This window comes from Chryseobacterium sp. GM_Chr_2, assembly GCF_026540445.1.
Taxonomy (GTDB): domain Bacteria; phylum Bacteroidota; class Bacteroidia; order Flavobacteriales; family Weeksellaceae; genus Chryseobacterium.
Window position 1 is genome coordinate 331,392 of record NZ_JALNUD010000003.1, and the last position, 26,304, is coordinate 357,695.

General features: G+C 33.6%; 29 protein-coding genes. 13 read left to right on the forward strand and 16 right to left on the reverse strand.

The genetic code is table 11. The annotated features are described in order from the left end of the window. The first annotated feature begins 21 nt into the window (after window positions 1–21). From OXQ85_RS07085 to OXQ85_RS07100, 4 genes are all read left to right on the forward strand, one after another. A complete protein-coding gene (locus OXQ85_RS07085; RefSeq protein ID WP_267403129.1) occupies window positions 22–219 on the forward strand; it encodes a hypothetical protein in 198 nt (65 codons plus the stop codon). Between the two features lie 250 nt (window positions 220–469). Next, window positions 470–1,102, forward strand: a complete 633-nt coding sequence (locus tag OXQ85_RS07090; RefSeq protein WP_267403130.1) for a peroxiredoxin — start codon at window positions 470–472, stop codon at window positions 1,100–1,102. A gap of 130 nt (window positions 1,103–1,232) precedes the next feature. After that, window positions 1,233–1,538 carry a thioredoxin family protein gene (locus OXQ85_RS07095; RefSeq protein ID WP_047402181.1) on the forward strand — a complete coding sequence of 102 codons (306 nt, stop codon included), beginning with the start codon at window positions 1,233–1,235 and terminating at the stop codon, window positions 1,536–1,538. Window position 1,539: 1 nt separating this feature from the next. Continuing rightward, window positions 1,540–1,788, forward strand: a complete 249-nt coding sequence (locus OXQ85_RS07100) for a hypothetical protein (protein ID WP_072959348.1) — start codon at window positions 1,540–1,542, stop codon at window positions 1,786–1,788. A gap of 157 nt (window positions 1,789–1,945) precedes the next feature. Here the strand turns inward: OXQ85_RS07100 and OXQ85_RS07105 are convergent, their stop codons facing one another. Genes OXQ85_RS07105 through OXQ85_RS07115 form a run of 3 tightly spaced genes read right to left on the reverse strand, consistent with a single transcriptional unit; the run spans window position 1,946 to window position 4,192 of the window. After that, window positions 1,946–2,632: a Bax inhibitor-1 family protein gene (locus tag OXQ85_RS07105; RefSeq protein WP_267403131.1), complete on the reverse strand. Its 687-nt coding sequence runs from the start codon at window positions 2,630–2,632 to the stop codon at window positions 1,946–1,948. A 17-nt stretch (window positions 2,633–2,649) separates the two neighbouring features. After that, window positions 2,650–3,111 carry a peptidylprolyl isomerase gene (locus tag OXQ85_RS07110; protein WP_267403132.1) on the reverse strand — a complete coding sequence of 154 codons (462 nt, stop codon included), beginning with the start codon at window positions 3,109–3,111 and terminating at the stop codon, window positions 2,650–2,652. A gap of 46 nt (window positions 3,112–3,157) precedes the next feature. Beyond that, on the reverse strand, window positions 3,158–4,192 hold the full coding sequence (locus tag OXQ85_RS07115; RefSeq protein ID WP_267403133.1) for an acyl-CoA reductase: 1,035 nt from the start codon (window positions 4,190–4,192) through the stop codon (window positions 3,158–3,160). A 59-nt stretch (window positions 4,193–4,251) separates the two neighbouring features. Between OXQ85_RS07115 and OXQ85_RS07120 the strand changes: the two genes are divergently transcribed. From OXQ85_RS07120 to OXQ85_RS07145, 6 genes are all read left to right on the forward strand, one after another. After that, complete coding sequence (locus OXQ85_RS07120; RefSeq protein ID WP_267403134.1) at window positions 4,252–4,602, forward strand: 4Fe-4S dicluster domain-containing protein; 351 nt, start codon at window positions 4,252–4,254, stop codon at window positions 4,600–4,602. 127 nt (window positions 4,603–4,729) lie between these two features. Continuing rightward, window positions 4,730–5,794 carry a 3-phosphoserine/phosphohydroxythreonine transaminase gene (serC, locus tag OXQ85_RS07125; RefSeq protein ID WP_267403135.1) on the forward strand — a complete coding sequence of 355 codons (1,065 nt, stop codon included), beginning with the start codon at window positions 4,730–4,732 and terminating at the stop codon, window positions 5,792–5,794. A 125-nt stretch (window positions 5,795–5,919) separates the two neighbouring features. Continuing rightward, window positions 5,920–6,882: a D-2-hydroxyacid dehydrogenase gene (locus OXQ85_RS07130; RefSeq protein WP_267403136.1), complete on the forward strand. Its 963-nt coding sequence runs from the start codon at window positions 5,920–5,922 to the stop codon at window positions 6,880–6,882. Between the two features lie 3 nt (window positions 6,883–6,885). Continuing rightward, complete coding sequence (locus OXQ85_RS07135) at window positions 6,886–8,130, forward strand: DUF1015 domain-containing protein (protein ID WP_267403137.1); 1,245 nt, start codon at window positions 6,886–6,888, stop codon at window positions 8,128–8,130. Between the two features lie 55 nt (window positions 8,131–8,185). Beyond that, entirely contained in the window at window positions 8,186–9,592 is a 1,407-nt protein-coding gene (locus tag OXQ85_RS07140) for a M28 family peptidase (protein ID WP_267403138.1), read from the forward strand. A gap of 1 nt (window position 9,593) precedes the next feature. Continuing rightward, window positions 9,594–10,952: a M20/M25/M40 family metallo-hydrolase gene (locus OXQ85_RS07145; RefSeq protein WP_267403139.1), complete on the forward strand. Its 1,359-nt coding sequence runs from the start codon at window positions 9,594–9,596 to the stop codon at window positions 10,950–10,952. A gap of 36 nt (window positions 10,953–10,988) precedes the next feature. Here OXQ85_RS07145 and OXQ85_RS07150 read toward each other — a convergent pair whose 3' ends face one another. Next, a complete protein-coding gene (locus tag OXQ85_RS07150; RefSeq protein WP_267403140.1) occupies window positions 10,989–11,498 on the reverse strand; it encodes a hypothetical protein in 510 nt (169 codons plus the stop codon). Window positions 11,499–11,929: 431 nt separating this feature from the next. Next, window positions 11,930–12,769, reverse strand: a complete 840-nt coding sequence (locus OXQ85_RS07155) for a hypothetical protein (protein WP_267403141.1) — start codon at window positions 12,767–12,769, stop codon at window positions 11,930–11,932. 636 nt (window positions 12,770–13,405) lie between these two features. Between OXQ85_RS07155 and OXQ85_RS07160 the strand changes: the two genes are divergently transcribed. Then, window positions 13,406–14,134 carry a DUF6261 family protein gene (locus OXQ85_RS07160; RefSeq protein WP_267403142.1) on the forward strand — a complete coding sequence of 243 codons (729 nt, stop codon included), beginning with the start codon at window positions 13,406–13,408 and terminating at the stop codon, window positions 14,132–14,134. Continuing rightward, entirely contained in the window at window positions 14,127–14,405 is a 279-nt protein-coding gene (locus OXQ85_RS07165; protein WP_267403143.1) for a hypothetical protein, read from the forward strand. The genes OXQ85_RS07160 and OXQ85_RS07165 overlap by 8 nt, the downstream gene beginning before the upstream one ends. Before the next feature lie 70 nt (window positions 14,406–14,475). On the opposite strand, the gene OXQ85_RS07170 is transcribed toward OXQ85_RS07165, so the two are convergent. The 5 genes from OXQ85_RS07170 to OXQ85_RS07190 form a co-directional block, all read right to left on the reverse strand. Continuing rightward, complete coding sequence (locus OXQ85_RS07170; protein ID WP_267403144.1) at window positions 14,476–15,246, reverse strand: hypothetical protein; 771 nt, start codon at window positions 15,244–15,246, stop codon at window positions 14,476–14,478. Between the two features lie 273 nt (window positions 15,247–15,519). Further along, window positions 15,520–17,406, reverse strand: coding sequence for an RICIN domain-containing protein (locus tag OXQ85_RS07175; protein ID WP_267403145.1), 1,887 nt, complete (start codon window positions 17,404–17,406; stop codon window positions 15,520–15,522). Between the two features lie 302 nt (window positions 17,407–17,708). Further along, on the reverse strand, window positions 17,709–18,284 hold the full coding sequence (locus OXQ85_RS07180) for a hypothetical protein (protein WP_267403146.1): 576 nt from the start codon (window positions 18,282–18,284) through the stop codon (window positions 17,709–17,711). 118 nt (window positions 18,285–18,402) lie between these two features. Beyond that, on the reverse strand, window positions 18,403–19,440 hold the full coding sequence (locus OXQ85_RS07185) for a peptidylprolyl isomerase (protein ID WP_267403257.1): 1,038 nt from the start codon (window positions 19,438–19,440) through the stop codon (window positions 18,403–18,405). Between the two features lie 81 nt (window positions 19,441–19,521). Continuing rightward, window positions 19,522–20,034, reverse strand: a complete 513-nt coding sequence (locus OXQ85_RS07190) for an FKBP-type peptidyl-prolyl cis-trans isomerase (protein WP_267403147.1) — start codon at window positions 20,032–20,034, stop codon at window positions 19,522–19,524. Window positions 20,035–20,259: 225 nt separating this feature from the next. Here OXQ85_RS07190 and pdeM point away from each other — a divergent pair, with 225 nt between their 5' ends. Further along, a complete protein-coding gene (gene pdeM / locus OXQ85_RS07195) occupies window positions 20,260–20,904 on the forward strand; it encodes a ligase-associated DNA damage response endonuclease PdeM (RefSeq protein ID WP_267403148.1) in 645 nt (214 codons plus the stop codon). A 3-nt stretch (window positions 20,905–20,907) separates the two neighbouring features. Here pdeM and OXQ85_RS07200 read toward each other — a convergent pair whose 3' ends face one another. The 6 genes from OXQ85_RS07200 to OXQ85_RS07225 form a co-directional block, all read right to left on the reverse strand. Further along, window positions 20,908–21,429 (reverse strand): GNAT family N-acetyltransferase, encoded by a 522-nt coding sequence (locus tag OXQ85_RS07200; RefSeq protein ID WP_267403149.1) that lies wholly within the window; start codon window positions 21,427–21,429, stop codon window positions 20,908–20,910. A gap of 10 nt (window positions 21,430–21,439) precedes the next feature. Then, window positions 21,440–22,447, reverse strand: coding sequence for a S41 family peptidase (locus tag OXQ85_RS07205; protein ID WP_267403150.1), 1,008 nt, complete (start codon window positions 22,445–22,447; stop codon window positions 21,440–21,442). A 65-nt stretch (window positions 22,448–22,512) separates the two neighbouring features. Beyond that, the gene (locus OXQ85_RS07210) at window positions 22,513–23,307 is read right to left on the reverse strand and encodes a helix-turn-helix domain-containing protein (protein ID WP_267403151.1); all 795 of its coding nucleotides are present in this window, start codon (window positions 23,305–23,307) and stop codon (window positions 22,513–22,515) included. Window positions 23,308–23,390: 83 nt separating this feature from the next. Next, window positions 23,391–23,972, reverse strand: a complete 582-nt coding sequence (locus tag OXQ85_RS07215; RefSeq protein WP_267403152.1) for a 5'-methylthioadenosine/S-adenosylhomocysteine nucleosidase — start codon at window positions 23,970–23,972, stop codon at window positions 23,391–23,393. Between the two features lie 76 nt (window positions 23,973–24,048). After that, the gene (locus OXQ85_RS07220) at window positions 24,049–25,215 is read right to left on the reverse strand and encodes an MFS transporter (protein ID WP_267403153.1); all 1,167 of its coding nucleotides are present in this window, start codon (window positions 25,213–25,215) and stop codon (window positions 24,049–24,051) included. Window positions 25,216–25,231: 16 nt separating this feature from the next. Continuing rightward, window positions 25,232–26,164, reverse strand: a complete 933-nt coding sequence (locus tag OXQ85_RS07225; RefSeq protein WP_267403154.1) for an alpha/beta hydrolase — start codon at window positions 26,162–26,164, stop codon at window positions 25,232–25,234. Window positions 26,165–26,304: the final 140 nt, after the last annotated feature.

The window sequence follows — 26,304 nt, forward strand, 5'->3', positions numbered from 1 at the left end:
TTAATTAAAACTATCTACATTATGAAAAACTTAAAGAAGTTAACGAGAAAAGAATTAAAAGTATTTCAAGGAGGAACAAGATATGCTTGTTTCTGTGGTAACGGAAAAACAGTAACCATTGTATCAGACACTCTTCAGGGTGCTATAGATTCTATCAGCAGCGAATGTGGCAATTCAAATGGAAGCTGTGCCACAGTTCCCAATACAGATATTAATTAATTCATTTTAAAAATATTAAATTAAAACCTAAGTTAACGCTTAGGTTTTCTTTTTGAATATCATAGATATAAACTTAAATCAGAAAAGAAAATTCATTAATTAATATAATGAAAAACACGATTTTAAGGACATTTTATTCTATTTTACATCAAAAACAATTATAGATTTTATTTATCAATATTGATTTGTTCGATAGATGAAATGTTTTTATATTTGTACCAGAAAATTTAAATATAAAAACGAGAAAATTATGTCTTTAGTAGGAAAAAAATTCCCGAATGTAACGGTAGACGCAATGTCTGAAATGGGTGACGATTTAAGAATCAACATCTTTGAAGAAGCAACAGCAAACCAACAAAAAGTTATTTTGTTCTGGTATCCAAAAGATTTCACTTTCGTATGTCCTACTGAGCTTCACGCTTTCCAGGAGGCTTTGGGTGAATTCGAGAAAAGAAACACTAAAGTAATCGGTGCTTCTTGCGATACCAATGAAGTACACTTTGCGTGGTTGAACGTTTCAAAAGATAACGGAGGTATTGAAGGGGTTACTTACCCACTTTTAGCTGATACACACAGACAATTGGCTAACCTTTTAGGAATTGTAGATCAGGATTTCGAATACAATGAAGAAGGTGAAGAAGTTTTCACTGGTTCTAACGTAACGTACAGAGCAACGTATTTGATCGACGAAACTGGAAAAATCTTCCATGAGTCTGTAAACGATATGCCTCTAGGAAGAAACGTAAAAGAATATTTAAGACTAATCGACGCTTATACTCACGTACAAAAGCATGGTGAAGTTTGCCCTGCAAACTGGGAAGAAGGTAAAGAAGCTATGAAAGCGGACAGAACTTCTACTGCTGAGTATTTAGCAAAAAATTAATACCTTAATTTTTAATATAACAATGTAGCAATTTAACAGTTTAACAATTTTAAAAGTGATTTTCTTATTGTTAGATTGGTAAATTATTAGATTGCTACATTGTTTATTTTTTATTCTAAAAAATAAACTTATGTATACAGAATTAACAGAAGATACCCTTCAAAATATAGTAAGCGATAACGAAAAAGTAGTTGTACAATATGGTGCTACATGGTGCGGAAACTGCAGAATCATGAAGCCTAAATTCAAAAAATTAGCATCTGAAAATGATAGCATTCCTTTCCTTTATGTAGATGCAGAAAAATTACCGGAAAGCAGAAAATTGGCTAAAGTGGATAACTTACCTACTTTTGCGATCTTCAAAAATGGTGAATTGGTGAATCAGGTGCAGTCTAATCAGGCGGAAAGTTTAATTAATTTATTTAACGAATTATAAGATGAAGTTACCCGTAATCAGACAATTTTTCCAGAATCAGACTCCTGAAAACCTTGAAAAAACATTGGAAGTTTTAGAAAGCTTTACAGAGTTCAGAGGAACAACAGAAGAAGATATGAACGTTGCAGGAGAGTTAATTACAAACATCTGCGGAGCTTTGGAAGTTCACGCCAACGTACAAAACGGAATGAGCGAAAAGGATGCTTTAAACTCATTTGCTCAAAAGGTTCTTGGATCGATTGACAAATAAATTTTTGATTAAAAAATTAAAAGATTTAATAATTAAAAATTCTTTACCCATATAAAAAATAAAATCCCGATGAAAAGACATCAGGATTTTTTGGGTTTATAAAAATGAATGATAAAATTCTGTTTAAACTCAAAACTTATAACTCATAACTTTTCGATCAGCTTCTTCTGCTCATCAAAATTCTTAAAATATACCAAAACAGCAACATAATAGAAGCAAAAAGCTGTAAAGAAGCACCAACATATTGATCTGTTGTGTAAGCATCTTTCAGTTTACTTGTTTGATATAAAATGGTTGCAGAGGCTAAAATTACCATTCCTACAGAGAACCAAAGTCCAAGGTTGAATCCGAAAATCATTCCTCCTACAATTAATCCTAGAGCAATAAATCCTCCAATTACAATAATGTTTCTAAGAAAAGAAAAATCTCTTTTAGAGGTAAAAGCAACTACAGAAATCCCTGCAAACATTGCAATTGTTAACATTGCAGCCTGATAAATCACTACTCCACCAGCTTGAAAAACAGCAATGTAAATTAGTGGAAGGAAAATAATAGCTTCAATGAAAACATAGGCTCCTAACCCTAAATACTGAGTCGATCTGCTTTGTGACAGAGACCATTTATTTGCCAGAATAGACGCCAGCCAAAAAGCACCAATGATTAGTAACCACGTGTATTTCTGAGCAAACATCAATCCGATAATTTCTGGTGGTACAGTGTTTATCAAAACTGTTTCCACGGCAATAAATGCAAGAATTGCTAAAGCAACATGCAAATAGGTTTTCTTGTAAAAATCCGCCTTTTCTACATCTTTGGCGTGCGCGACCAAAACATTTGTCATCATAGTTTTATTGTTTTTAATTATTTTACTTTATTCGTTTTTGCAGGTTTTATTCCTAATATTTTTCCGTCTTCTTCAAAAACTGCGGTAACAATTTCACTCGGCGTTTTCGCTTTATCATCAGCATATTTATATTGAATCATCGGATAGCTGCTTCCGTCTTTTAAAATCTTATAACCTGACTTATAGATTTCCAGTTTCTTATTAAATTTAATATCTGCTGAAAGTTTTTTATACACATTATCCGTTACAACCATTCTTGCTTTTTCCGACAACAAAGCATCGGAAGTTTTTCGGTCGGAAGCTTTCAAAGCAGTAATAAATTTTGAAAAATTAGCATCAAAAGAAGTGATTTTCTCTTTGCTTAATGCATCAAATTTCATTTCTTTGGCTTCTCCGCTTTCAATTTTAATGCTTTTCACGGTTTGCGAGAAAGCCAATTCCGCAATGAAAACGCTTAGAATTAGAAATAATTTTTTCATATGATTTTGGTGATTTGGTGAAATATTTTGTTGAAGATACAAAGAATTAAATTATTTCTAAAAATTTCATGGTGTCAACATTATCAGCGTAAGTGTCCAATCCCGGATTTTGTGCTTCGCCTAATTCAATAGACTCTAATCCTAATTCATTTTTAGCCACGACACATTGAATATTTTCTTCATTTTCGGCAAGAAAGTTTTTCACTTCATCCAAAGAAGAATATCTGCTGAAATTAATTACCGAAAGCGGACTGAACAATTTATCATCTTCCTTCAGCATCACAAAATTATTATCCCAGAATTTTTCCTGGTTTAAAAGATAAACCGCTCTGTTATAATCATAGTTGTTAGCATATTTATTATGATTGATGATCTCCTGAAAATCTAAAAAATTTTCGAATAACCTGTCTATTACAAAATCCTGAGGAATAAATAATCTGGTTACGTTTCTACAACCTAAACCATAATATTGGAAAATATCTTTCGCTAATAATCTTAACTCATCATCAGATTCATCACCTTTTAAAACCGCAACAGAAGTTCTGTTTTTTCGGATGATATTCAAAAGGTCTTTAAAATAATATTCAAGGTAACGCGCTGTATTGTTACTTCCTGTAGCGATTACGGCATCAAAGTTTTCCAGTTTTTCAACAAATTCAAACTCAACGCTACCTTCAGAAAATTCGTTCCACTTTCTTAATAAAAACGGAATCATATAGCGATCTTTTGAGGATAATTTAATAACAGGAATATGATTGCTCAACACCACAGAAATAACATCATGAAGACCAACCAACGGAATATTTCCTGCTAAAATAAGTCCTACTCTTTTAGAAATTTTCGATATTGAGTATTTCGAGATCCAGTTTTTAACATTTTTTTCCGTTAAAAGATCTGCCCATTGCTGTAGGGCAAACTTTTGACTATCAATAGTAAACCATTGATTTTCTACTTTAGACTTTTGTAAAAGCAGTTCAAAATCAGCATCATTTTCGTTATAATCGGCTTCATTTTTCGCTAAAAAGTCTTTAATATAATGGCTAAGCCTCGTAAGTCCTAAAACTTGATTTTCAATATTCATAATTACTTTTAAATTGGGGAATATTTTGTAATTTTGTGCAAATTTAAAAAAAATTAGCGATGGCTATTAAAATAACTGATGAATGCATTAATTGCGGAGCCTGTGAACCGGAATGCCCAAACAATGCAATTTATGAAGGAGCGGTAGATTGGAAAGCTTCAGAGGGTACCGAACTTTCAGGTACTGTAACATTGCCTTCAGGCCTTACCGTGGATGCAGATGCACCACAGGAGCCGGTGAGTGATGATGTTTATTTCATTGTAACAGATAAATGTACGGAGTGTAAAGGCTTCCATGAAGAGCCACAGTGTGCGGCCGTTTGCCCGGTAGACTGCTGTGTTCCGGATGAAGACCATGTAGAATCTGATGAAGTGCTGCTAAATAAAAAAGCGTTTTTACACGGAGAATAAAAAACTGCCGTCTCATACAATTATGAGACGGTTTTTTGTATATAAAAGTCATAAATTTCAAATAAGAATCTAAAAATGAAGCTGTAAGGGCAAAATGTTTTTACAGAAAATCCAAAAAAATAAAAATATGAGCAAAAAGCACAACTTTAGCGCGGGACCATGTATTTTACCTCAAGAAGTATTCGAAAAATCGGCTGAGGCAATCTTAGATTTCAACGGAATCGGTTTATCTCTTCTTGAAATTTCTCACAGAAGTAAGGATTTTGTAGCCGTAATGGACGAAGCACGCGCGATTGTGAAAAGATTGATGAATCTTGGAGATGATTACGAAGTTTTATATTTAGGAGGTGGTGCTAGCTTGCAGTTTGCGATGGTTCCTTACAATTTGATGAAAGTTGGCGGAAAAGCGGCTTATCTAGATACAGGAACTTGGGCTGCCGGAGCGATTAAAGAAGCTAAAAAAGTAGGAACGGTAGATGTTGTAGGTTCTTCAAAAGAAGAAAATTATTCTTTCATTCCAAAAGATTATACGGTAGGTGCAGCATACGATTATTTCCACTGTACTTCAAATAATACGATCTACGGAACTCAAATGAAATCTTTCCCGGAAGTTGATACTTTAATGGTTTGCGATATGAGTTCTGATATTTTCTCAAGACAATTAGATTTCTCTAAATTTGATTTGATCTACGCCGGAGCTCAAAAAAATATGGGGCCTGCTGGAGTAACTTTAGTGGTTATTAAAAAAGAAATTTTAGGAAAAACAGGAAGAGAAAATATGTTCTCAATCTTAGATTATTCTCAGCATATTGCTAAAGAATCTATGTACAATACGCCACCGGTTTTCCCTGTTTATGCGTCTTTATTGACTTTACAACATTTAGAAAACAACGGAGGAATTGCTGCTGCCGAAGCTAGAAACGAAGCAAAAGCAAAACTTTTATACGATGAGATCGACAGCAATCCTTTATTCGAAACGTTCTGTGTGGAAGAAGATCGTTCTTTAATGAATCTTTCTTTCAAACTGACTGACGAAAGCAAAAAAGAAGCCTTCGACAATGCGTGGAAAGCAGCTAATATAAGCGGTTTGAACGGTCACAGAAGTTTAGGAGGATACAGAGCCAGCTTGTATAATGCGTTACCAATCGAAAGCGTACAGGTATTGGTAGATGTAATGAAATCACTTAAATAATTAAACATTTAATATTCATACACTTAAAGATTATTGGGTGTTATTTTAAAATTTCTTAATTTGCGCAACTGTTTAATTTTTTAAAATAACTCAATCTTTAAAAATTTAAATTAAATAAAAGTACCATGAGAGTTTTAGCTAACGACGGAATTTCGAAAGCAGGAGAACAGGCATTGAGAGATGCGGGAATTGAAGTGTTGGACAACAGAGTTGCTCAGGATCACGTAATCAATTTCATCAACGAAAACAATGTAGATGTTCTTTTGGTAAGAAGTGCTACGAAAGTAAAGCAAAACCTGATTGATGCCTGCCCCAACCTGAAGATTATCGGAAGAGGCGGCATCGGAATGGATAATATAGATGTTGAACATGCTATTGAAAAAGGTAAATATGTGATCAATACGCCGACTGCTTCCTCAAAATCGGTTGCAGAATTGGTTTTCGGGCATTTCTTTTCTCTGGCTAGATTTCTTCACGAATCAAACAGATTAATGCCTTTGGAAGGGGAAACCCATTTCAATGCAATGAAGAAATCGTTCAGCAATGCTTATGAACTTTCAGGGAAAACCTTAGGAGTTATTGGCTTTGGGAGTATCGGGCAGGAAGTAATAAAGATAGGAATTTCTTTGGGTATGAAGGTAAAAGTTTTAACCAGAAAACCCAGAACAGAAGTTCTTACATTGAGTTTCTTCGACGGACAGTCGATTAATTTTGAAATCACTTCTACCAATGATACAGATGCATTTTTAAAAGATGCAGATTTTATAAGCATTAATACTCCTCAGACGAATGAGTATGTAATAGACACGCCTCAGTTTGAAAAAATGAAAGACGGAGTCTACATAGTAAATACTGCAAGAGGCGGTGTGATGAACGAAGTTGCTCTGATTGATTTTATTGAGTCAGGAAAAGTGGCAGGAGCCGCTCTGGATGTTTTTGAAAACGAGCCGAATCCGGAGCTTCCATTGCTAATGAACCCTGCGCTGTCGCTTTCTCCGCACATTGGAGGAAATACAGTAGATGCTCAGGACAAAATCGGAGTTGAACTTGCAGAACAAATTATTAAGTTAAAAGAAACTATAAACTAAAATATGCCTGTTTTTAAACCTTTTCGTGGAATAAGACCTCATAAAGATCATGAGAGCACCTTCCCTACTCACCCTTTGGATAATTTTACCCAAGAGCAGATAGCGGAGAAAGCTCAAGTGGAAAATACTTACATTAATATGATAAAGCCTTATGTTGTAAGTAAATCTAAAGATATTGATAGGAATTTAAGAAAAATCCGTTCTACATTTGAAGAATTAATGGAAGAGAAAAAGCTCGTCCAGGACAGTTCTGCTTACTATCTCTATGAGCAAATATACCCGAATAAACAGGTTTTCAGAGGCCTTTTAGGATTAGCAAGCATCGAAGATTTCTGGAACGGGAAGATCAAGAGACACGAAAGCACCATTCCTCAAAGAAAGGAAAAGCTGGCGCATTATCTTGAAAAGGTAAACCTTCAGGCAGATCCTGTGTTGCTTACCTACCCTTCCAATTCTAAGATCGAATTGCTGATGAACCATGAGGAGAAAAACGTTCCTATTTTCAATCATGTAGACAGCATCGGCATCAGACATAAAATCTGGAGAATTGATAACCGTCTGAAACTTCAGCAGTTTAAAGAAGTTATTGATCAGATCGATTCTTTCTACATTGCCGACGGACACCACAGAATTGGTTCTACCGCATTGAATGCAAAACATCAGAAAGATAAAAATAAGCGACATAACGGAACCGAACTTTACAACTTTGTATACAGTTTCATCGTTTCCAACCAATCGATAAAAATTCATGATTATAACAGAATTGTAAGTGATATCAACGGGTTGTCGACGGAAGAATTTTTGAAGGAATTGGAACAGTATTTCCTGATTCACGAAAAAGATCAGACCCCTTATTATCCATCTCAGAAGTTTCACATTTCAATGTATCTGGATGGCAAATTCTATTCGCTTCACGTGAAGCACGACCTTCGTTCTGCAGAAATGTCTTTGGATAATGTAGATCATCATCTTTTGGATAAATATATCTTTAAGAATATTTTGAAAATTGAAGATTCCGACAGTTCAGACAAAATTTCTTATGTAAAAGGTACTTCAAATATTGAAGGAATCAACCTTTTGAAAGAAAAAATAGATGCAGGTGAAGGAAAAGTAGGATTCGGAGTTTTTCCGGTAAGTTTTAACGATATGATTAAAATTTCAGATCTAAAACTAAGCATGCCTCCAAAATGCACATTCATTGAGCCTAAATTGGTTACAGCATTGTTAATGTACGATATGAAACCTTAAAATATTCCTTTATTTTCGCTATTTTTATCAGCGGAAAAAGAAAAGGTTATAAAAAATGAAAAAAGTCTTCATTATAATTCCACTCTTTTTGGGTGGAATTTTATTTTCTCAAAAAAAACCTCAGAAAAAAAATCCTATCAAAAAAACAACCGTTGTAAAATTCAACTATCACGATGAGTTTAAAAGGATCTCTGATGAGATTATGACCAACGGAACGGCATACGATAATCTTGGAGAACTCACAAAAGGCGTGGGGTCACGTTTCAGCGGAACTCCGGGATATGAAAAAGCGGCGCAATGGGCTGAAAAAAAGCTGAAAGATATTGGCATTGAAATGATTTGGAGACAAGAAGCCAGAGTTCCTGTTTGGGTACGGGGACGAGAATCTCTGCAGATAAAAGCCGCCAATGGAGACTGGAAAAATATAAAGATGCTCTCTTTCGGAAACTCTGAAGGAACCAGCGGAAAAGATCTTATCGGAGAAATCATTCTCATTAATTCAACTGCTGAGCTTAATGCACTATCGATTGGAAAGTTGAAAGATAAAATTGTTTTCGTGAATGTTCCGATGGATCCGAAAATCATTAATACGAGTGACTCTTATTTAAGTACGGCAAAATCAAAATTAATTTCAGCTTCTGTTATTGCTAAAACAGGTGCAAAAGCTTTAATCATAAGATCATTAACGACAGCAAATGATGATACACCTCATGCTAAAATGATCTATTATGAGGCTGATGATAAAGTGAAAATTCCGGCATTATCTATTGGTGTTCGTTCAGCCGATGAACTTGAAAATTTATTAAAAAAGCAAAAAGTAACGGCTAAGATCAATATGTCTGCTGAATCCAAAGGTGAAACCACAAACCCGAATATCATCGCTGAAATTGGCGGTAAAAAAGATTCTAAAGTTATTGTTTTAGGCGCTCAGCTTGATTCCTGGGATTTTGCTGAAGGCGCACATGATGACGGAACCGGGGTTGCCCAATGCATTGAAGTTTTAAGAACATTAAAAGCGTTAGGTTATGAAAATAATCATACAATACGAGTGGTTTTATATGCTAACAGTGAAAATGGCGGACAAGGAAGGGAGACCTACGCGGCTTATGTAAAAAAGAAAGAAGAAAAACACGTTTTTGCTTTAGGAACTGATGCCGGAGGATATTCTCCAAGAGGATTTTCTTTAGATATGTCGCCACAAAGAAGAAGACAGGTTTTTGAATGGAAAAATTATTTCCTTCCGTATGGGGTTTATGATTTTGACCAGACCGATGCCATTCAGGATATTTCCCCGTTGAAAAAACTGGATATTCCGTTGGCAGAACTGGTGGTAGATACCCAACGATATTTTGATTATCACCATTCCGAACAGGATACTTTTGATAAAGTAAATAAAAGAGAGCTCCTTCTGGGAGCGGTTGCCCTTACACAAATGATTCTTATGATTGATAAAAATTGGTAAAATGAAAAAGATATTAGAAACTTCATTATTGCTTCTCAGCTTAGCCGTTTTCGGGCAGGCGAAAGAAGATTCAATACAGTTCAGCAAAATTTCAATTGAAATATTAAATAAAGGAAAAGCATACACCGAGTTAAGAGATTTAACGAAAAACATTGGTCACCGCTTAAGCGGTTCCGCGGCTTATGAAAAATCGGTGCAATGGGCAGCGCAAAAACTTCGTGATGCAGGGGCAGACAAAGTTTGGCTTCAGGAAGTAATGGTTCCGGTTTGGGAAAGAGGAAAAGAATCTTTACAGATAAAAACCGCCAATGGAAAATGGAAAAGTCTGAAAATGCTTTCCTTAGGAAACTCTGAAGGAACGGGCGGCAATGATGTTTCCGGAGAAATCATCATGGTAAAATCTATGGAAGAATATGAAAAACTTTCTGCAGAAAAAGTAAAAGGCAAAATTGTTTTCTTCAACTACCCTTTTAGCCAGTCTTTTGTTCAGACTTTTAACGGTTATGGCGATGCAGCAAAATACAGAGTCAACGCTGCGGCATTAACCGCTAAAAAAGGTGGAAAATTTGCAATCATTCGTTCGCTTTCTTCGGCTTTTGATGATGTGCCTCACACGGGAGCTATGCGTTATGAAGAAAAAGTAGATAAAATTCCTGCTGTTGCCGTCGGAAATACCACTGCTGATGAGTTGGAAAATATGTTACAAAAGCAAACCGTAACCGTGAAGTTAAATTCTAACTGCGGCATGAAGGGCGAGAAACTCTCCCACTCTGTTATTGGTGAGCTGACGGGTAAAAAAGATCAAAGCGTCATCGTTGTTGGTGGACATTTGGATTCTTGGGATGTAGGTGAAGGTGCGCATGATGACGGAGCCGGAATCGTTCAGAGCATTGAGGTTTTAAGAACATTTAAAAACTTAGGTATTCAAAATAATCATACCATACGTGTGGTTTGTTTCGCCAATGAAGAAAATGGCGTGAAAGGTGGTATTGAGTACGGAAAAATAGCCAAAGAAAAAAAGGAAAGACATCTTTTTGCAATAGAATCTGATGCCGGAGGTTTTTCGCCGCGAGGTGTTGCATTAAACATGGAAGATTTAAGAAGAAAAGAAATCCAAAGTTGGAAGCATCTTTTTATACCGTATGGAGCATATGATTTTGATGAAAAATATTCGGGAACAGATATTTATCCTCTTCATGACATGGGTGTTCCGACTGCCGAATTGATGCCTGATTCTCAGCGATATTTTGATATTCACCACACGGAAGAAGATACTTTTGAAAAGGTGAACCGAAGAGAACTATTACTCGGAGCTACAATTATGACTCAGCTTATTTATATGATTGATAAGAATTGGTAAGCATAAAGAAACCGCCTTTGTAAGGGCGGTTTTTGTTTATCTTTTAAGTTTATTTCTATTTTTAAAATTATGAATCAATTCTTTTAAATGATGATCTAAACTTCCTGATTCCCAATTTACATCAAACTTTTTAAAATCATCTCGATAATATATAGGTAGAGATAATTTAGAATGCAGCATCGGAGAATTATCTTTTACTCTTACTAAAAAATTAGCATCGAGATTTGATTTTCTAAAATATCGAATGTCTACAATCGTGATCTTCTTTTTAGATTTAAAAATATATAAATTAACATCATATAAATCGGAAAATTCATCTCTTAAAAATTCAATTGCTTTTTCAAAATCAATGGGAATCTTTTTGTTATTAATTCTATTTTGTAATCTTCTTTTTTCACTTTCTGAAAGCTCTTCTTTTATTTCATTAATATCTGAAAGAATATACTGAATATTCGCAGAAACTTTATTCCAACAATGAAGCTCGACTATTTTGAATAAGTTCAAAACCGCTTCCTGAATTTCTGATGATAGGTTTTCCTTTTCCATATTACTATTACAGCATACTTACTTTCCTCTTCAAAAATAGTATTTTAATAAATCTATTCTACCAATTAATAGAAATATTGTTATGTTTATTGAGCTTCTGTACTAAAAAATATGCATGGCGTCACTTCGAGTAGCGAAGCGTATCGAGAAGTGATTTTTAAAAACATACGTCAAAGAGTTTTGTATATAAATAAAATCTTTCATTCAAAAACTTCTCGATACGCTTCGCTGCGTTACTCGAAGTGACGAGGGCACAAGTTAATGAAATAACTTACCTGCCTATAAAATAAGCTAAATAACTTGCTCAAAATCAATAATAATATTTTATACTTAAAGATTACTATTAAACATAAAAAAGCTCCCTGTAAAAGAGAGCTTAATCCATTTCAAGAGGGAACTTTTATGGTAATAAATTGTATTTTATAAACTTTTTAATTAGCAAAATAGGTTACATCTACAGAATTTAAGAATGTTCTGCTGTAGTTAATAGCCTCCACATTCAATGTATTGACTGTCGGATCAACAAATCTCGTTAAAATAATTACCTTCTGTCCTGCGGTCATATATAGAAGTCCGCTTACGTGTAATGGCATTGGTGTAGCACTATCAACATTATACGTATGCATTGATAAAAATGCAATCGTAGAATTGGCTGCAGTAGTTGGTTTTGCTCCTGTATAAGGTCTTGAAACTCCGAACCTTGCCGTGTTATTGTATGGTCCTCTCGGAACAAGATTTACCTGAAAATTATAATATCCGGTTTTATTGGCTATAAGTTCATTTGTTGTAGTATCATAGGACATTATAGATGATTGCAGTTTCACATCATCATACAGTACCTGCCTAATACTTGAAGATAAATCTGGTCCTAAATAAGTTGTATCATTTCCTGTTGCTTTAAAACCCAATATACAGGCTACACTAGGAATACTTAAACCAGCCAAAGAGTTTTGATCTACCATGAGCTCCCATCTGTTATTTGTCGTACTGTATTTATAATAGCTATTGGCAACGACTTGATTAGGAGACGTTCCTGCATTAGCGGTATTATAAATCAATAAACCATTTGCGGGAGAAGGAATTGTAACAACGTCTGTAGCACTAGTAAGAGCTACCTGAGGAAGAAGTAATCCTTTTTTGCCGTTGGCTGGCAAATTAGCTACATTCACATCTAAAATTGCTGAATTGTTAGGATTGTTTGTACCAATACCTACTTGCGCCGAGACAATTGTGCACACGAATATACACGTCGATAATAACATTTTTTTCATTTCAATAAGGTTTTATAAACTGAGGCAAATATAATTAAAAATTCATACTTTGATCAATTTTTTTAAAAAAATTAACAATTAAATAACCGATTTTGTGATAATTTTTCAACGCTATTTCATACTCCTAACACTTTGTATCACAGGAAAACTTTATATTTATTTTTATACTATATACATTAACATTTTTTGGCACTTATTAGTTTTTCATATAAAATGTGATCTATAATTATTCAGTTAAGTAATTTTTTCTGATTATTTTCAAATCTTGAGTTTTTATAAAACATTTGTAAGAAATATTGGTTTGTTTCGTCTGAACTTCAGAATACTTCAATCTATTTCTGTTTTTATCGTCTGAGAACAAAACTTGTTTAAACCAATGATGGTTCTCCCCGTCTGAGATTCAGAAAGCCTTAACCTATTTTAGTTTTAGTCGTCTGATTCTCAGAAATGCTCATCAAATAGTAATTCTGCCTGTCTGAAGTTCAGACGGAAAATTATTTTTCTTTATAAGATAAACAATATTACTCTTTAAATTTAATTAAGCTAATTAACTCACTCATAATTAACATTAAATACTATACTTTGGCATGATAATGGCTGTTAAAAAAGTTTAAAATTAAAAACACAATAAACTCGATGAAAAAACTCGTATCCTTGGATCTTCCGAGGCTCCATCACGCCGAATTCGGCCAACTCATCGTACGATTTTTTGAAGACTTAGATGGTTCTTCTGTAAATACAGGTACAGACGCGGATTTCAAAAGAATGCTTGATGCAATTCAGGCTCAAATCCCAACATACAATGGTGCTCTCGATCAAATAAGAGCCAATGAAGAATCTGCTAAAATAGCTGAATTAGACGCGATTCGTGATGCCGATCTGCAAGCGCTGAGAGATTCTCTTAAGCCTTACAAGAACGCTAAAACGCAGACTGAAAAAGATGCGTATGTTTCTGTAAAAATCCTTTTGGATCAGTACAAAAAAGTGCAACATGCTTCTTATGAAGAAGAAACCAACCGTGTAAATACACTTGTTGAAAAATTGTTGTCTTCGGATTACAGTTCTCAGGTTTCAGTATTGGGAATCATAAAGTTTGCGAATCATTTGTCTGATTCTAACAACGATTTCAACAGAACATTTGGGATACGATCTTTTCAGCAATCGAAGAAAACCAATTTTGATGTGAAAGAGCTGAGAAAATTGCTCACTCAAGATTATAAACAAATGGCAAGCTACATCCTGACCTTAGCCAACGTAAAAGATGATACTTTTTACCAAGATGTACTTGCAGCCCTGAATAACGGAAGAACTTACTTCTCCTCTGTTGTTCTCTCCAGACGTACTGGAAATAAAAAAGATGTTTAACAACCAAAAAAGTTTAATTATGATGAAGTATTTTGAAAGATTGAAAACTCAGGAAGTTTCTGCAACAATGACTATTTGGAGCATTGTACTGTTGATTGGCTTTGCGCTTTTCTCGGTATTAATCTACATGTCTAAAATAAATGTAAGCAACTTGATGATATATCTAATCGCCTTCGGGGCATATATTGGCTTCAGCCTTGTATTTATAAGCTCTTTAAGAGAGACCAACCACCCGATGCAAATAAAAAAGAGACTTGACAGACACACATAACTCTTTTATTTAATTTTACTAAAAAACCCGTCCAATTTTTGAACGGGTTTTGATTTTTAATACATTAAATTTAATCAACCGGAGTTGAGAAAAAATAGTTTTCTATCAAACTAACTCCTTTAAATGATGATTGATTGTTAAACGTATAAACACTTCGGCTGATGTTATTGCTATCAGATTGAAGTACAAAATATAACGTTACGTTTGAGTTGGTTAAGTTATTATAAACAAACGACTGATTCATTTCAAAATCTCTACCTCTTAATGGTTGAAAGTCTGTGCTTCCTAAAATTGGAGTATCCTGCGGATTTGCATTGTTTGTTCCTACGTTTTTCGTTCCGATATAGGTTCTTACGTATCCTGTGTTTGCGCTGTTTAAGATATGTATTTTGGTATAGATCATGTGCGTTCCGGGAGTAATCGTAAGAGTGGCAATTCTGTTCCAGTTTGTATTAACAATTTCTGTATTAGCTGCCCAGGTAAAATTTCCTACAATATTAGTTCCTGTGAATATAGAAAGTTCTTTCCATGTTCCTACTCCATTTGTATCGCTGTACAAAACTTTGTTAGCATCTTGATTACCATCTGCAAGCTTAAAGCCATAAACAGGATTTGTAGAAGTTCCTGCTGTTTTAATATCAAGTTTCACAGAAGGTGAATGGTGCCCTATCGCCATATCTCCTGCTTTCGTAATAACCACATCATTACTCGGATTGTTATCGGTTGCACTAACGCCTCCATTTACATGAAATAATCCCTGTGGGGAAGCAGTGCTAATACCAACCTGACCATACATCATCATAGCACTTCCTAAAAAGGCTACACCCATAATTTTTTTCATACTTTTTTTTGCAAAGGTAGTATGTTTTTAATTTTTTCGCACCAAAACCACCTTAATCAATAAATTACAGATAATTTTTAAAATAAAAAATTAGTTAATTCGTAAATTTAATTTTTAAAAATTCACACATTATAGAGATTGATATATTTTTATAAATAAATACATTGATTTGACATAATCATTTTATTTAACTAATGTAAGTTTAGATTATTTCAATAACAAAAAAAGCTATCCAAGGATAGCTTTCAGTATAAAGTTTTTGTTTATTAATAATTATCTAACAGAAAATTTTCCGGAAATAGTTCCAGTACTACTCTTCGCTTTATAGAAATATATTCCGCTTCTCATATTTGATGTAGATATTGTTACTTTTCCTGAAATCAACATTTTAGAAATAGGTAAACCTTCTGCATTTACAATAATTAATTCATAATTACCTTTATTCTCAGGTAAATTAATATAAAGATTTTCACCTTGCTTCACAGGATTAGGATAAACAGTTGCCGCTGGTAATGTATCTGTAGAAATATCTGTATTTGCACTTACTTTTGCAGCACTTGCAGTCACTTTTTCAAGAACCCATTGATGATTTATTCCTGCTGATCCGTTTATATCCTGATCCCAGATATTGATATTCGCTCCCTGAGCTTGAGTATTGGCTGGTAAATCCATAGATTTCATATTAGATACAGCAGTTCCTATAATATATCTGTTGGATTCATAAGATTTCATTACCCATTGCTGATTATTCCCGCCTAACTTATTATACAGATTCAAATTTGTACCATTGGTCGTATTGGAATAAGGCAGATCGATTACCAAACCTGATGCACGATTAACAATAATATAATTATTTCCTTTTTTCTCAAACTTCCACTGCTGAGCCGGATTAGAATTAAAAGGATACTGTACAATTTTCGTGTTGGCTGAAGTGCTGTAATTAGCCGGAGTAATATATTGATTACTTCCAACCGATTTAATTCTGTAATAAGCATTAGTGTCAATAACCGTCGGAATACTGCTTATCGTAAGATTATTATATCCAAAATTTGAACCTTGTTTAAAAATATCTTCTAAAACTACACTTACATAATATTTCCCCGGTTGAGAATTAGCAGGAAGTGGCACAGACGCACTTCTTTGATCTGGCCTAATACCCGAAACAGAAGTTATCGGGGTATAACCATTAGCCCAACTTGCCTCTGTATAGAGTGATACTTTATAAGACAATTGAGGACTGGTAGTTTCAGAATTAGCCCATGTTACATTCACTGACGAAGTAGAAGAATTGTATGTGGGAGTAACTGTTGTTACAATAATAGGTGCAGCTGTGCTTGGTTTCGTGCCAGGCTGGCTGATATTTGTGAAATTTATGATACTTCCCGTTGGTGCAGGAGCAGTTCCACAAGATGATACTTTAATTGCTGTATTATTAAAGGCAGATGTTGCACCCCAAGACCCAGTTCCTGCCTCTGCTTTATATTTTGAAGGTTTAGACCAATTGCCTTGTGCATTCATACTCCAGAAGTTTCTGAAGTATCCGTAGCGGGTATCTTTATTTAAACTTGCTGCCCAGTTTTCAACAAAACCACCTAAACTATTTCCAGTAAACTTCGCATCATTTTCTGGTGTGACGATAGTTACATAATGCTTCCATTTTTTAGTTCCGTAGTCATACATAAAAAAACCAATTCTGGTTTTTCCATCACCTACCGACCATCTTCTTACTACCGTGGCATACCATACTCCTGCGGTCCAAGGCATAGGATTGCTGGTATGAAGCCCTGTTCCCTCACCTCCAAAGCCATTTACAAAAGTATTGGGTGCCGTATATTCTGTCGTACACTGCGGAATGTTAGTATCCTGCAAATCCCACATCGAAAAGATATTATTATTATCGTTTGATTTGTACTGAATACCTGCATATCCGCCTCTTGATCCTAAGTAAAAACCAAGTGTAGAATAATAGGTATTAATTTTTTTTCCGGCGTCATCTGCCATTACTTCGGAGTACCAAAGCTCTCCGGAATTTGTCATTTCAAGCCCTGATATATACGGACCCCAACTTGGGCATGTTTTTACTTGAGCCTTTGATGTACAGAACAATGCTGTAGATGCCAACGCAAAAAGCGAAGCAAATCTTTTAAATTTTTTATTCATTCCTTGTATTATTATGGAAGGGCAATATACAAGTATTTATGATTAAATCATTTTTCACAACCAACATTTCAATAAATCATTTATGCTTCATTCATTTTTTTATCATATATTAAAGAAGTTACAATTACTATTCGCAGCATAATTAATTTTATAGAATAAAAATTTGACCCAAAATGAAGATTTCAGATTTTAGAATAATTCTTAATCCCCAAATTTATTGCGTAGATTCATTTTACGAATTATTCATTTGACAGAAAAAAGCCATCCTTTCGGATAGCTTTTCTGTTTATCTCAAAATATTTTTAAATCTTATCTAAAATTTTCTTGGGTAGAATTTTCACCAATTGGGGTTTATATTCTTTTTCAGCAATAATAAATTTCCAAGCTTTTTTATCTTTTGAAATTGCTAAAGCTTTCATATTGGCATTGATGAGATATGAATTTTCGTTTGCTAAATATTTCACATTATTTTTTCCATATTTCGACATTAAAGCTGTGCTTATTTTCTTTTTCATGTCGTCATTTAAAGAACTGACATCACATTTTAATTTAAATAGATAATTTGTAATGGAAAAATATTCACCATTAATCAATTCCGGTTTTTCTACATTCCCGAATTGAAGATTTTGTACCTCAATTTTTAAAAATGGATTATTATATGTCATTTCTAAAATCTGAGTCATTTGCTCTTTAGAAATAATGGTAAAATATTTTGGGTAAATGCAGTTTACTGCCTGCTCTATTTTTTTAGCTTTGATGCTGTTAACGAAATATGTGAATGATCTTTTTATCGCCGTATCGTCCGGATTTGATTTTGTTTGAGCAAAAGATATGAATGACAGTAAAATAAATAGAAATAAAAGGGATTTGGTTCTCATGATGATTAAATATAAATTGTAACTAAATCTGTCGCATGATTTAGACCAATCGTTACAACTCAAGCAAACAAAAAAGCCATCCTTTCGGACAGCTTTTCAGTATATTTTTAAGGTTCAATTATTTTACTTTTACAAGCTCAACATCGAAAACCAACCATGCATTTGGCGGAATAACTCCTCCTGCACCTCTTTCTCCGTAACCCAATGCTGGCGGAATCAATAAAGTAGCAGTTTCGCCTTCTTTCAATAAAATGATACCTTCGTCCCAACCTTTGATTACTCTTCCCATCCCGATAGGAATTTCGATAGGTTCGTTTCTGTCGAATGAAGAATCAAATTTAGTTCCGTCAACTAACTTTCCAGCGTAGTGTACAGATACGTTATCACCTGCTTTAGGTGCTTTACCGTCAGTTGTTTTAGTAATTTTATAATAAAGACCAGATTCAGTTACCTGCATTCCAGCTTTTAAATCATCAACCATTTTCAACTGATTTGCTTTAAACTCCTCTTCTTTCTTCTTTTTTTCAGCCTCTTCTTTAGCAATAAAAGCTTTGTTATTTTCAGCGATTTTAGCTTTTCCTTCGTTGAAAGTTTTAGCTGCATCGTAGTTTTTGTACTCATCACCTTTGCTGAAAATTCCTACTTTTTCAAGAACGATATCAGTTTTAGGCTTATCCTGAGCACCTTTTTCTACATTTGCAATGGCATCAATTACATCTTCACCTTTTACAACTTTTCCGAAGATCGTGTGTCTTCCGTCTAACCAAGGTGTAGCAACTTCTGTAATGAAGAACTGAGAACCGTTTGTATTTGGGCCAGAATTCGCCATAGAAAGAATACCTTTTCCTGTGTGTTTAAGGTCGTTTCTTTCGTCTTCAAATTTATATCCAGGATCTCCCATTCCTGTTCCCTGTGGATCTCCCCCTTGGATCATGAAATCTTTAATTACCCTGTGGAAAATTGTTCCGTCATAATAAGGAACTCCTTTAGCTTTCGCCTTGTTATCGATTTTACCTTCTGCAAGACCGATAAAGTTTGCTACCGTTACCGGTGCTTTTTTGTCTTCAAACTGTACAATTAAGTTACCTTTTGTAGTTTGAATATTAGCATAAAGTCCGTCTTTAAGCCCTTCGTAAGTTTCTTTGTCTACGTTCATTTTTTTATAAATTGGTGTACAACTCATCAGCGAAACACTTGCCGCTGCCAGAATTATATTCTTGTTAAACAATTTCATTAGTTATAATGCTTTTAATTTTATGATTAAAGGTACGTCGTTATCTATTTTCTTCTCGTCACCAAACGTTCCGTAGGCAAGAGAAGATGGAACCAAAAGCGTAACTTCCTCACCATCATGTATAAAACGCAAAGCATCTTCTACAGCTTTTATTTCATCAAAATGTCCGAATTTGGCATCTCTTATTTCTATCGGCTGATCGTAAATTTTTGTCTGATCAAAATCATACAGATCATAAGAATAAGAAATCAGCGTATTATCCTGTCTTCTTTCTCTTTGGCTAAAATTTTCTGTGCTCACCCAATAATTCAAAGGCATCTGATAATATTTTACAGACTGCCCGTCTATCCAGTGTTGCATATGGATTCTCTCAACATCGTTCAGATTTCTCATTCGCTGTTTCGAAACATCCAGATCATTTTGGCTTAAAACACCACCCACCGGAGGGTGTGCTTGTTGAGTATTTCTATTGCAGCTCAGCAATCCCAATACCGATATGAAGAGTAATTTTTTCATAAACTTTTGCGAAAATACGCATTTCGGGAATTAATTACAAAACTTGATGGGTTTATTGGTTGAGATTTTTGATGGATTACAATTTTTACTTAGTTAATTCAAATATAATCAGTTTTTGATTACCACAAACTAGCATTTTCAGCCGTTTAATATAATTTTTACTTTTCCATATCTTTGTTTTAGTCAATAGAATAATCATATCTAAATACTGTCTTACTAACAAAAATGAACATATCAACAAAAAATATAAAAATCCAAAACGAAATTTTCACCTTAACCAATCAACGCGCAGTTTTTTGGAAGAAAGAAAAAGCATTGATTCTATCAGACTTACATATCGGAAAAACAGCTCATTTCCGAAAAAATGGTATTGCATTGGCTAATCATATTATGAAAAGTGATTTGGAAAAATTATCAATTTTAATTGAATATTTTCAACCTGAAAAGTTTATTGTTGTTGGTGATTTACTTCATGCTGGTGATAACTCGGATGTTGACGATTTCTGTATTTGGAGAAGTCAATATCCTGATTTACAATTTTATTTGATTGAAGGAAATCACGATAAAATTTCTAAAAAATTGGAATCTAAATTATGTCTAAATTTTAAATCTGAAACATTAGAAATAGAGAATTTTATTTTCATTCACGATTTTGAAAAAAAACAACCAAAATTTCAGATTACGGGGCATATCCATCCCGGATTTGTTATTAATTCTCCGGTAAAAAAAATAAAACTGCCTTGCTTTGTGGCAACGGAAAATCAATTATTACTTCCCGCTTTTAGTGAATTTACAGGATTGGATACTAAAAATCTTCCTAAAAAAGGAAGATTCTATGTTTTTACAGATACTGAAATCTATGAAATTTAAGATTTATTCTAAAACTTTTTTCATCATCAGATCAGTCTGTTCATCATTCCCTAACCTAAAAATATGTTGAGCAAATTCTATAAAACCATTTTTCTTGTAAAAATTAACTGCTCTTAGATTTTCTTCCCAAACGCCTAACCAAAGGTATTTTTTATTTTCATTTAAAGCAATTTCCAAAGCTTTATCATATAAAAGCTGACCAACCTTTTTTCCATGATGCGAGCTTTTTACATAAATTCTTTCAATTTCCAGAGAAGATTTATCCTGAAGTTCAGTTTGCGCTTTTCCTGAATTTACTTTCAGATAACCGATGGGTTCTTCTTTTTCATAAGCAATAAAAAATTGAGAATCAGGATTATTTAACTCGTTATTTATTTTTTCTGAAGTAAAACTTTCTTCAAGATATTCTTGAATATGTTCTTCAGAATTATGTGGCGCGAAAGTTTCGTAAAAGGTCTCCCTTCCAAGCTTTTGAATGATTTCCAACTCTGCAGTGGAAGCTTTTTTTATTGTAATCAACGTCATTTTTCTTGATTTATTCTTCTAATTTAGTGATAAGATTTTGCATTTCAGTTTCAGAAATTTCCGTTTTGATTTTATTTTTTAGAGTTTCTTTCAAAGCTAAACTGTAAGCTACTTTAAGAGCATTTTCAGTCTTTACCGTTTCATCAGGAATAACCCCAACATGTTCCCAGTTTTTTCCTGAAAAAGTAGACGTTATTTTTCCGGTCGGAACCAGCAAAAGATATTTATTCTGAATGAAAAAATGATCAACAGGGTTAGCAGCACCACCTGTCTTTTCACCAACTACTTTTGCTATTTTTCTTTCCTGTAAAAAATACGCCAAAGCTTCTCCTGCGGAGAATGTTTTTTCGCTCGTCAGGAAATAAATATTTTTGTTAAGATATTTTTCTCCTCTCACTTTTGATTTGGTTCTATTATCAACCGTTTTACCTGAATTTCTAAAATAGGTTTGATATAAATTGCTTTTATCTTTAAAAAAATAACTACAAAATAAGATCAACATATTATTGTCACCGCCTCCATTTTCTCTTAAATCAAAAATTAACGAATTCGTATTAGAGACAAAATTCATCACAGCTTCTAAAGATTTTTGACTCGATTTTTTTTCGGCAAATCCCTTATAATTAATGTATCCAATATTTCCTTTTAATCGATCTACTTTTTCAAAACCGAAATTTTCCAGACTATTATGATAATTATCTAATCTTTGTTGCTCTGTATCATTAATACTTTTTTGAGATGTATAATTTTCTAAATATTTGATGAAAAAATGTTTATCCTTAGCAACAAATCTTAATTTTCGGGTTAAATCTTCTGTAAATTCTTTTTCGTTTAAAGCATTAAAATTTTTTGACTTAATTTCACTTTGAAATAATGAATCAATACTTTTTAAAACATTTTCATTAATGTAATTTTCTTTGATTTTTACTGAAATTTCTTTTAACAATTCGGTTCTGTCTGTTTGCGCAAAGAGTGTTGAATAGAATAATGTAAGAATCACAAAACTTATTTTTTTCATTGAATACTATTTTATTTTAAGCAAAATTATTTCAATGAAAATGATTAAAATTGTAAAAATGGAAACTAAATAAAAAGCCAAATATTTTTCTGTTCTGTATTCACTTTTTCGAAAAATTTTCTCGGTTGAATTTTCGTTAAATCCTTAAAATCTTTAATGAAATGCGATTGATCATAGAAAAGATTTTCATAAGAAAGTTCTGTTAAATTTTTAACATTTTTATTCTGATTTACTGAATTTCTAAAACGTTGGATTTTTCTAAATTCTGAAGCTGGTTTTCCCAAATACTTTGTAGAGATTTTATTTAAATACTGACGGGAAATTTGATGCTTTTTTGCTATTTTTTCAATATTTAAATCAGAATCTAAATCTTCTATAATTTTTTCAATTTTTTCTAAATCTTTTTCCTGAAATTTTGAGAGCCAGTAATTTTCCAATTTTTCAATTTGAATTTTCTGATCAGTTTCATTTAAAATATTTTTCATGAATTCTTCAAAATCAGAAGAAATTATTTCATTCTGTAAAAACTGAGTCTCATTCGCTTCAAAAAAATGATAAATTCCCAACGGTTTAAAATAAACAGTTACTTCATTAATTGATTTTTTATAATGAACTTCCACAGGCAAATTGCAACGGGAAACAAAGTCTATAATGAGATTTTCTTCTTCAGAACAATCAATTTCAATAGTATTATTTTCTCGGGAGAAAGTAATATTCTGACAAGCCGAAATAATGAAGTAATTATCGGGAAAAGTACAATATTTCAAAGGTTCATCATTATCATCTTTTGCCATGAAGTAATATCCTTCGATATACTTTTTCAAGATGGGATGATTAGGCTTATAAAAATTGATTTTCATTAAAAATTTTCTCTAAAACATTTAAATACAAGATAATAATAACAAAAATAAGATCTGAAGAAAATTCTCCAGATCTTATGAATTTATGAAAATAAAATTTTATTAAAAGCTTCTGATGCCAAATGAACCTGAACAGACCAATCGTCTGCCGCCTCACTTCCTGCATCATCCGAAATATACTTTAAACAAAGAAAAGGAATCTCTTCTTTCATTGCAATCAAAGCTAATGGATAAGCTTCCATATCAACAATATTATAGGCAGTTTCAGAATGATTCATTTCAAAGCTATCACCGCTACCACAGATACCTTCAGGAAGGTTTTCTTTTTGTAAACCATATTCTAAAACAGGTGGAATTCCAGATAGCGGAGTTTCATACAAACTGAATCCTAATCCTCTTACATCCATATCCCGCTGAATGAATTTTGTACAGCAAACTACGTCTCCTTTATGAAAATTTTTACTTCCTGCCGAACCTAAATTAACAATTAATTTTGGCTTTTTACGGTGAATTTCTTTCGTTAATTCCATCGCAGCATTTACTTTTCCGATACCTGTGACCAATTTATTTTTATCATCAAACACTTTTCCCGCTTCTGAGTCTAAAGCGAAAACAAAAAGGGTTTCTGAAATCTCAAACTGCTGTCCTTCGTTTACAATTATCATATATAATTTAAGATTAAAATTTAATCAACTTTATTGCTGAAATCTGCTGTCAAAGGTAGTGATTTAACAATATATTTTATTCTCTACAAACCAATATTCTGCTTTCTTTTTTCTCGTAAAAACTTCTTAGCATCATCATTAAAAAAGCCAAAATACCAAACACGAAGCCAATCCACGGATTGTATTCAACCCCATTAGTTACGATCATCCAGCCGCCTAAAGTGGTTCCTAATGTTACCCCTAAATTCCCGAATGAAGTTGCCAAACTGTTTGCAAATTCAAGAGAATCGGGTGCGCATGAGATCATGTAAGTAGAAGCATTCAGGAAGCTTGGTGAGTACATGAAACCCCAAATTCCGATGACCACAATGGTCGATAATAAATTTCCATTTGAAAAATACAGTAAAACAGGAATAATTAATGTTCCCGAAAGAAAAAAGGCTGTGGTTCTAGTTACATTTTTATTAAGCATTTTTCCAGCTAACCAAGTCGAGATAACTCCGATAATTCCAAAAATAAATAGCATATAACTTACCATTGTTTCATTCATTCCCTTCGCTTTATTCAGATAATCAGCAAAATAACTATACGTTGAAAACCACGCAGTAATCATGAAAAAATTGGCTGCCGTACTTAAAATAAAAGTAGGCTGACTAAGAATTTTTAATTGGGTTCCGTATGATTTCTTTTCTTTTACAGGCATTGAAGGAAGCATAAAATAAATCACGATTAATGCAATAAAGCTTACAACAGTTTGAATCATAAATGAATATTCCCAAGACCACAAACTTGAGATCCAGGTAGCAAAAGGAACCGTGGTAACCATTGCTACAGTTACTCCACTGAAAACAATGCTCATCAGTTCATTTTTCTTACTTTCTTCAGCATTAGAAACGGCAACTGACAAGGCTGTTGCGATATAAACGGGCTGTAAAAAAGCGGGAAGAATCCGAACCAGCATTAAAACCCAAAACGGAGGTGAAAACGAGGAAACAAACCCCGTAATCAGGAATATGGCAATGGAAGTAAACATAATTTTTTTCCTGTTGAATCCCGAAGTAAATAAAGTCATAAAAGGACCTGTAAGTGCGATTACCAAAGCAAAAGCGCTTAATAAATAGCCCGCTTTATCGATGCTAATTTTGTAATGTTCGGCAATTTGTGGTAAAATTCCAATGACTCCAAATTCTGTGGTAATAACGGCTAGAAATCCTAAAAAGCCAATGTATGCGTATTTTTTCATGTAAAATTCTCTGAAATTATTTTAACTTTTCTTTCGTAAATGTTGCGATTTCCTGCACTGCTTCTTTAGTTTCTCTTAAAACAGCCCCCATGTGCATAAAACCATGAACCATCTCTTTGTAAACCACTGTTTCGACCTCAATTCCGGAAGCTTTCATATTTTCTGCTAATTGTTGCCCTTCATCACGCAGCGGATCGTGTTCAGCCAATAAAACGAAAGTTGGTGGCGTATTTTTAAAGTCTTTAATTAATGATGGAATGGCTAATGGATTTTTTTGATCGGAAGGATTGTTCAAATACCATTTCCAGGCTCTTATCCCCTCTTCTTTATTGATAATCGGTCCATTTTCGTAAACGCTCCACGATGGTGTATTCAACTTATTATCAGTGGCAGGATAAATCAATACCTGAAATTTTAATTGACCTCCCAACTGCGTAGAAACACTTGTAGCCAAGGCTCCTCCGGAACTGTCACCAATAATTCCGATCTTGTTTTTATCTAAATTTAATTTTTCGGCATTATTAATAATCCATTCTGTGGCGAATTGAGCATCATCAAAGCCTCCAGGAAAAGGATGTTCGGGTGCCAAACGATAATCAACAAAGACAATGGCAGAGCCTGTAGTATTTGCAAGTTGACGGACAATAGCATCATGGGTTTCAAAGCTTCCGGAAATAAACCAACCGCCATGAAGATAAATAATAGCTGATGATTTCTCATTTTCACTTTCGTTTGGTCTGTAAATCCTGATGGGAGTTTCGTTGTTATTTTGATAAATTTTAAATTCTTCAATTACTTTAACAGCCTCTTTCTTACCGCCAAGTTGAAGAGCCATCGTTTCATATCCTTTCCTGCTCATATCCAAAATATCTTTTCCGTCAAAAACATGAATTTTTTGCAGATTTTCGATAATTTTAGTTATTTCCGGATTGAGTTGTACTGTATTCATTTTATAATTGTTTATTGTTTTACAGGATATTAATCCCATTATCATTAGAATTCCTATCAGTTTTTTCATATTGAATTAAAAGTTGAATGCAAAATTAAATAGAAGTCATACATTTGCACAGTACACAGCTAATTGTATGG

Excerpts from the sequence above, each read along its gene's own strand:
- OXQ85_RS07205 (WP_267403150.1), bottom strand. The coding sequence starts at position 22,447 with ATGAAAAAAATAAGTTTTGTGATTCTTACATTATTCTATTCAACACTC.
- OXQ85_RS07200 (WP_267403149.1), bottom strand. The coding sequence starts at position 21,429 with ATGACGTTGATTACAATAAAAAAAGCTTCCACTGCAGAGTTGGAAATC.
- OXQ85_RS07170 (WP_267403144.1), bottom strand. The coding sequence starts at position 15,246 with ATGAAAAAAATTATGGGTGTAGCCTTTTTAGGAAGTGCTATGATGATG.
- OXQ85_RS07110 (WP_267403132.1), bottom strand. The coding sequence starts at position 3,111 with ATGAAAAAATTATTTCTAATTCTAAGCGTTTTCATTGCGGAATTGGCT.
- OXQ85_RS07215 (WP_267403152.1), bottom strand. The coding sequence starts at position 23,972 with ATGATAATTGTAAACGAAGGACAGCAGTTTGAGATTTCAGAAACCCTT.
- OXQ85_RS07165 (WP_267403143.1), top strand. The coding sequence starts at position 14,127 with ATGTTTAACAACCAAAAAAGTTTAATTATGATGAAGTATTTTGAAAGA.
- OXQ85_RS07095 (WP_047402181.1), top strand. The coding sequence starts at position 1,233 with ATGTATACAGAATTAACAGAAGATACCCTTCAAAATATAGTAAGCGAT.
- OXQ85_RS07115 (WP_267403133.1), bottom strand. The coding sequence starts at position 4,192 with ATGAATATTGAAAATCAAGTTTTAGGACTTACGAGGCTTAGCCATTAT.
- OXQ85_RS07175 (WP_267403145.1), bottom strand. The coding sequence starts at position 17,406 with ATGAATAAAAAATTTAAAAGATTTGCTTCGCTTTTTGCGTTGGCATCT.
- OXQ85_RS07190 (WP_267403147.1), bottom strand. The coding sequence starts at position 20,034 with ATGAAAAAATTACTCTTCATATCGGTATTGGGATTGCTGAGCTGCAAT.
- serC (WP_267403135.1), top strand. The coding sequence starts at position 4,730 with ATGAGCAAAAAGCACAACTTTAGCGCGGGACCATGTATTTTACCTCAA.
- OXQ85_RS07100 (WP_072959348.1), top strand. The coding sequence starts at position 1,540 with ATGAAGTTACCCGTAATCAGACAATTTTTCCAGAATCAGACTCCTGAA.
- OXQ85_RS07160 (WP_267403142.1), top strand. The coding sequence starts at position 13,406 with ATGAAAAAACTCGTATCCTTGGATCTTCCGAGGCTCCATCACGCCGAA.
- OXQ85_RS07180 (WP_267403146.1), bottom strand. The coding sequence starts at position 18,284 with ATGAGAACCAAATCCCTTTTATTTCTATTTATTTTACTGTCATTCATA.
- OXQ85_RS07210 (WP_267403151.1), bottom strand. The coding sequence starts at position 23,307 with ATGAAAATCAATTTTTATAAGCCTAATCATCCCATCTTGAAAAAGTAT.
- OXQ85_RS07150 (WP_267403140.1), bottom strand. The coding sequence starts at position 11,498 with ATGGAAAAGGAAAACCTATCATCAGAAATTCAGGAAGCGGTTTTGAAC.
- OXQ85_RS07220 (WP_267403153.1), bottom strand. The coding sequence starts at position 25,215 with ATGAAAAAATACGCATACATTGGCTTTTTAGGATTTCTAGCCGTTATT.
- OXQ85_RS07085 (WP_267403129.1), top strand. The coding sequence starts at position 22 with ATGAAAAACTTAAAGAAGTTAACGAGAAAAGAATTAAAAGTATTTCAA.
- OXQ85_RS07120 (WP_267403134.1), top strand. The coding sequence starts at position 4,252 with ATGGCTATTAAAATAACTGATGAATGCATTAATTGCGGAGCCTGTGAA.
- OXQ85_RS07130 (WP_267403136.1), top strand. The coding sequence starts at position 5,920 with ATGAGAGTTTTAGCTAACGACGGAATTTCGAAAGCAGGAGAACAGGCA.
- OXQ85_RS07135 (WP_267403137.1), top strand. The coding sequence starts at position 6,886 with ATGCCTGTTTTTAAACCTTTTCGTGGAATAAGACCTCATAAAGATCAT.
- OXQ85_RS07090 (WP_267403130.1), top strand. The coding sequence starts at position 470 with ATGTCTTTAGTAGGAAAAAAATTCCCGAATGTAACGGTAGACGCAATG.
- OXQ85_RS07225 (WP_267403154.1), bottom strand. The coding sequence starts at position 26,164 with ATGAATACAGTACAACTCAATCCGGAAATAACTAAAATTATCGAAAAT.
- pdeM (WP_267403148.1), top strand. The coding sequence starts at position 20,260 with ATGAACATATCAACAAAAAATATAAAAATCCAAAACGAAATTTTCACC.
- OXQ85_RS07140 (WP_267403138.1), top strand. The coding sequence starts at position 8,186 with ATGAAAAAAGTCTTCATTATAATTCCACTCTTTTTGGGTGGAATTTTA.
- OXQ85_RS07185 (WP_267403257.1), bottom strand. The coding sequence starts at position 19,440 with ATGAACGTAGACAAAGAAACTTACGAAGGGCTTAAAGACGGACTTTAT.
- OXQ85_RS07105 (WP_267403131.1), bottom strand. The coding sequence starts at position 2,632 with ATGATGACAAATGTTTTGGTCGCGCACGCCAAAGATGTAGAAAAGGCG.
- OXQ85_RS07145 (WP_267403139.1), top strand. The coding sequence starts at position 9,594 with ATGAAAAAGATATTAGAAACTTCATTATTGCTTCTCAGCTTAGCCGTT.
- OXQ85_RS07155 (WP_267403141.1), bottom strand. The coding sequence starts at position 12,769 with ATGAAAAAAATGTTATTATCGACGTGTATATTCGTGTGCACAATTGTC.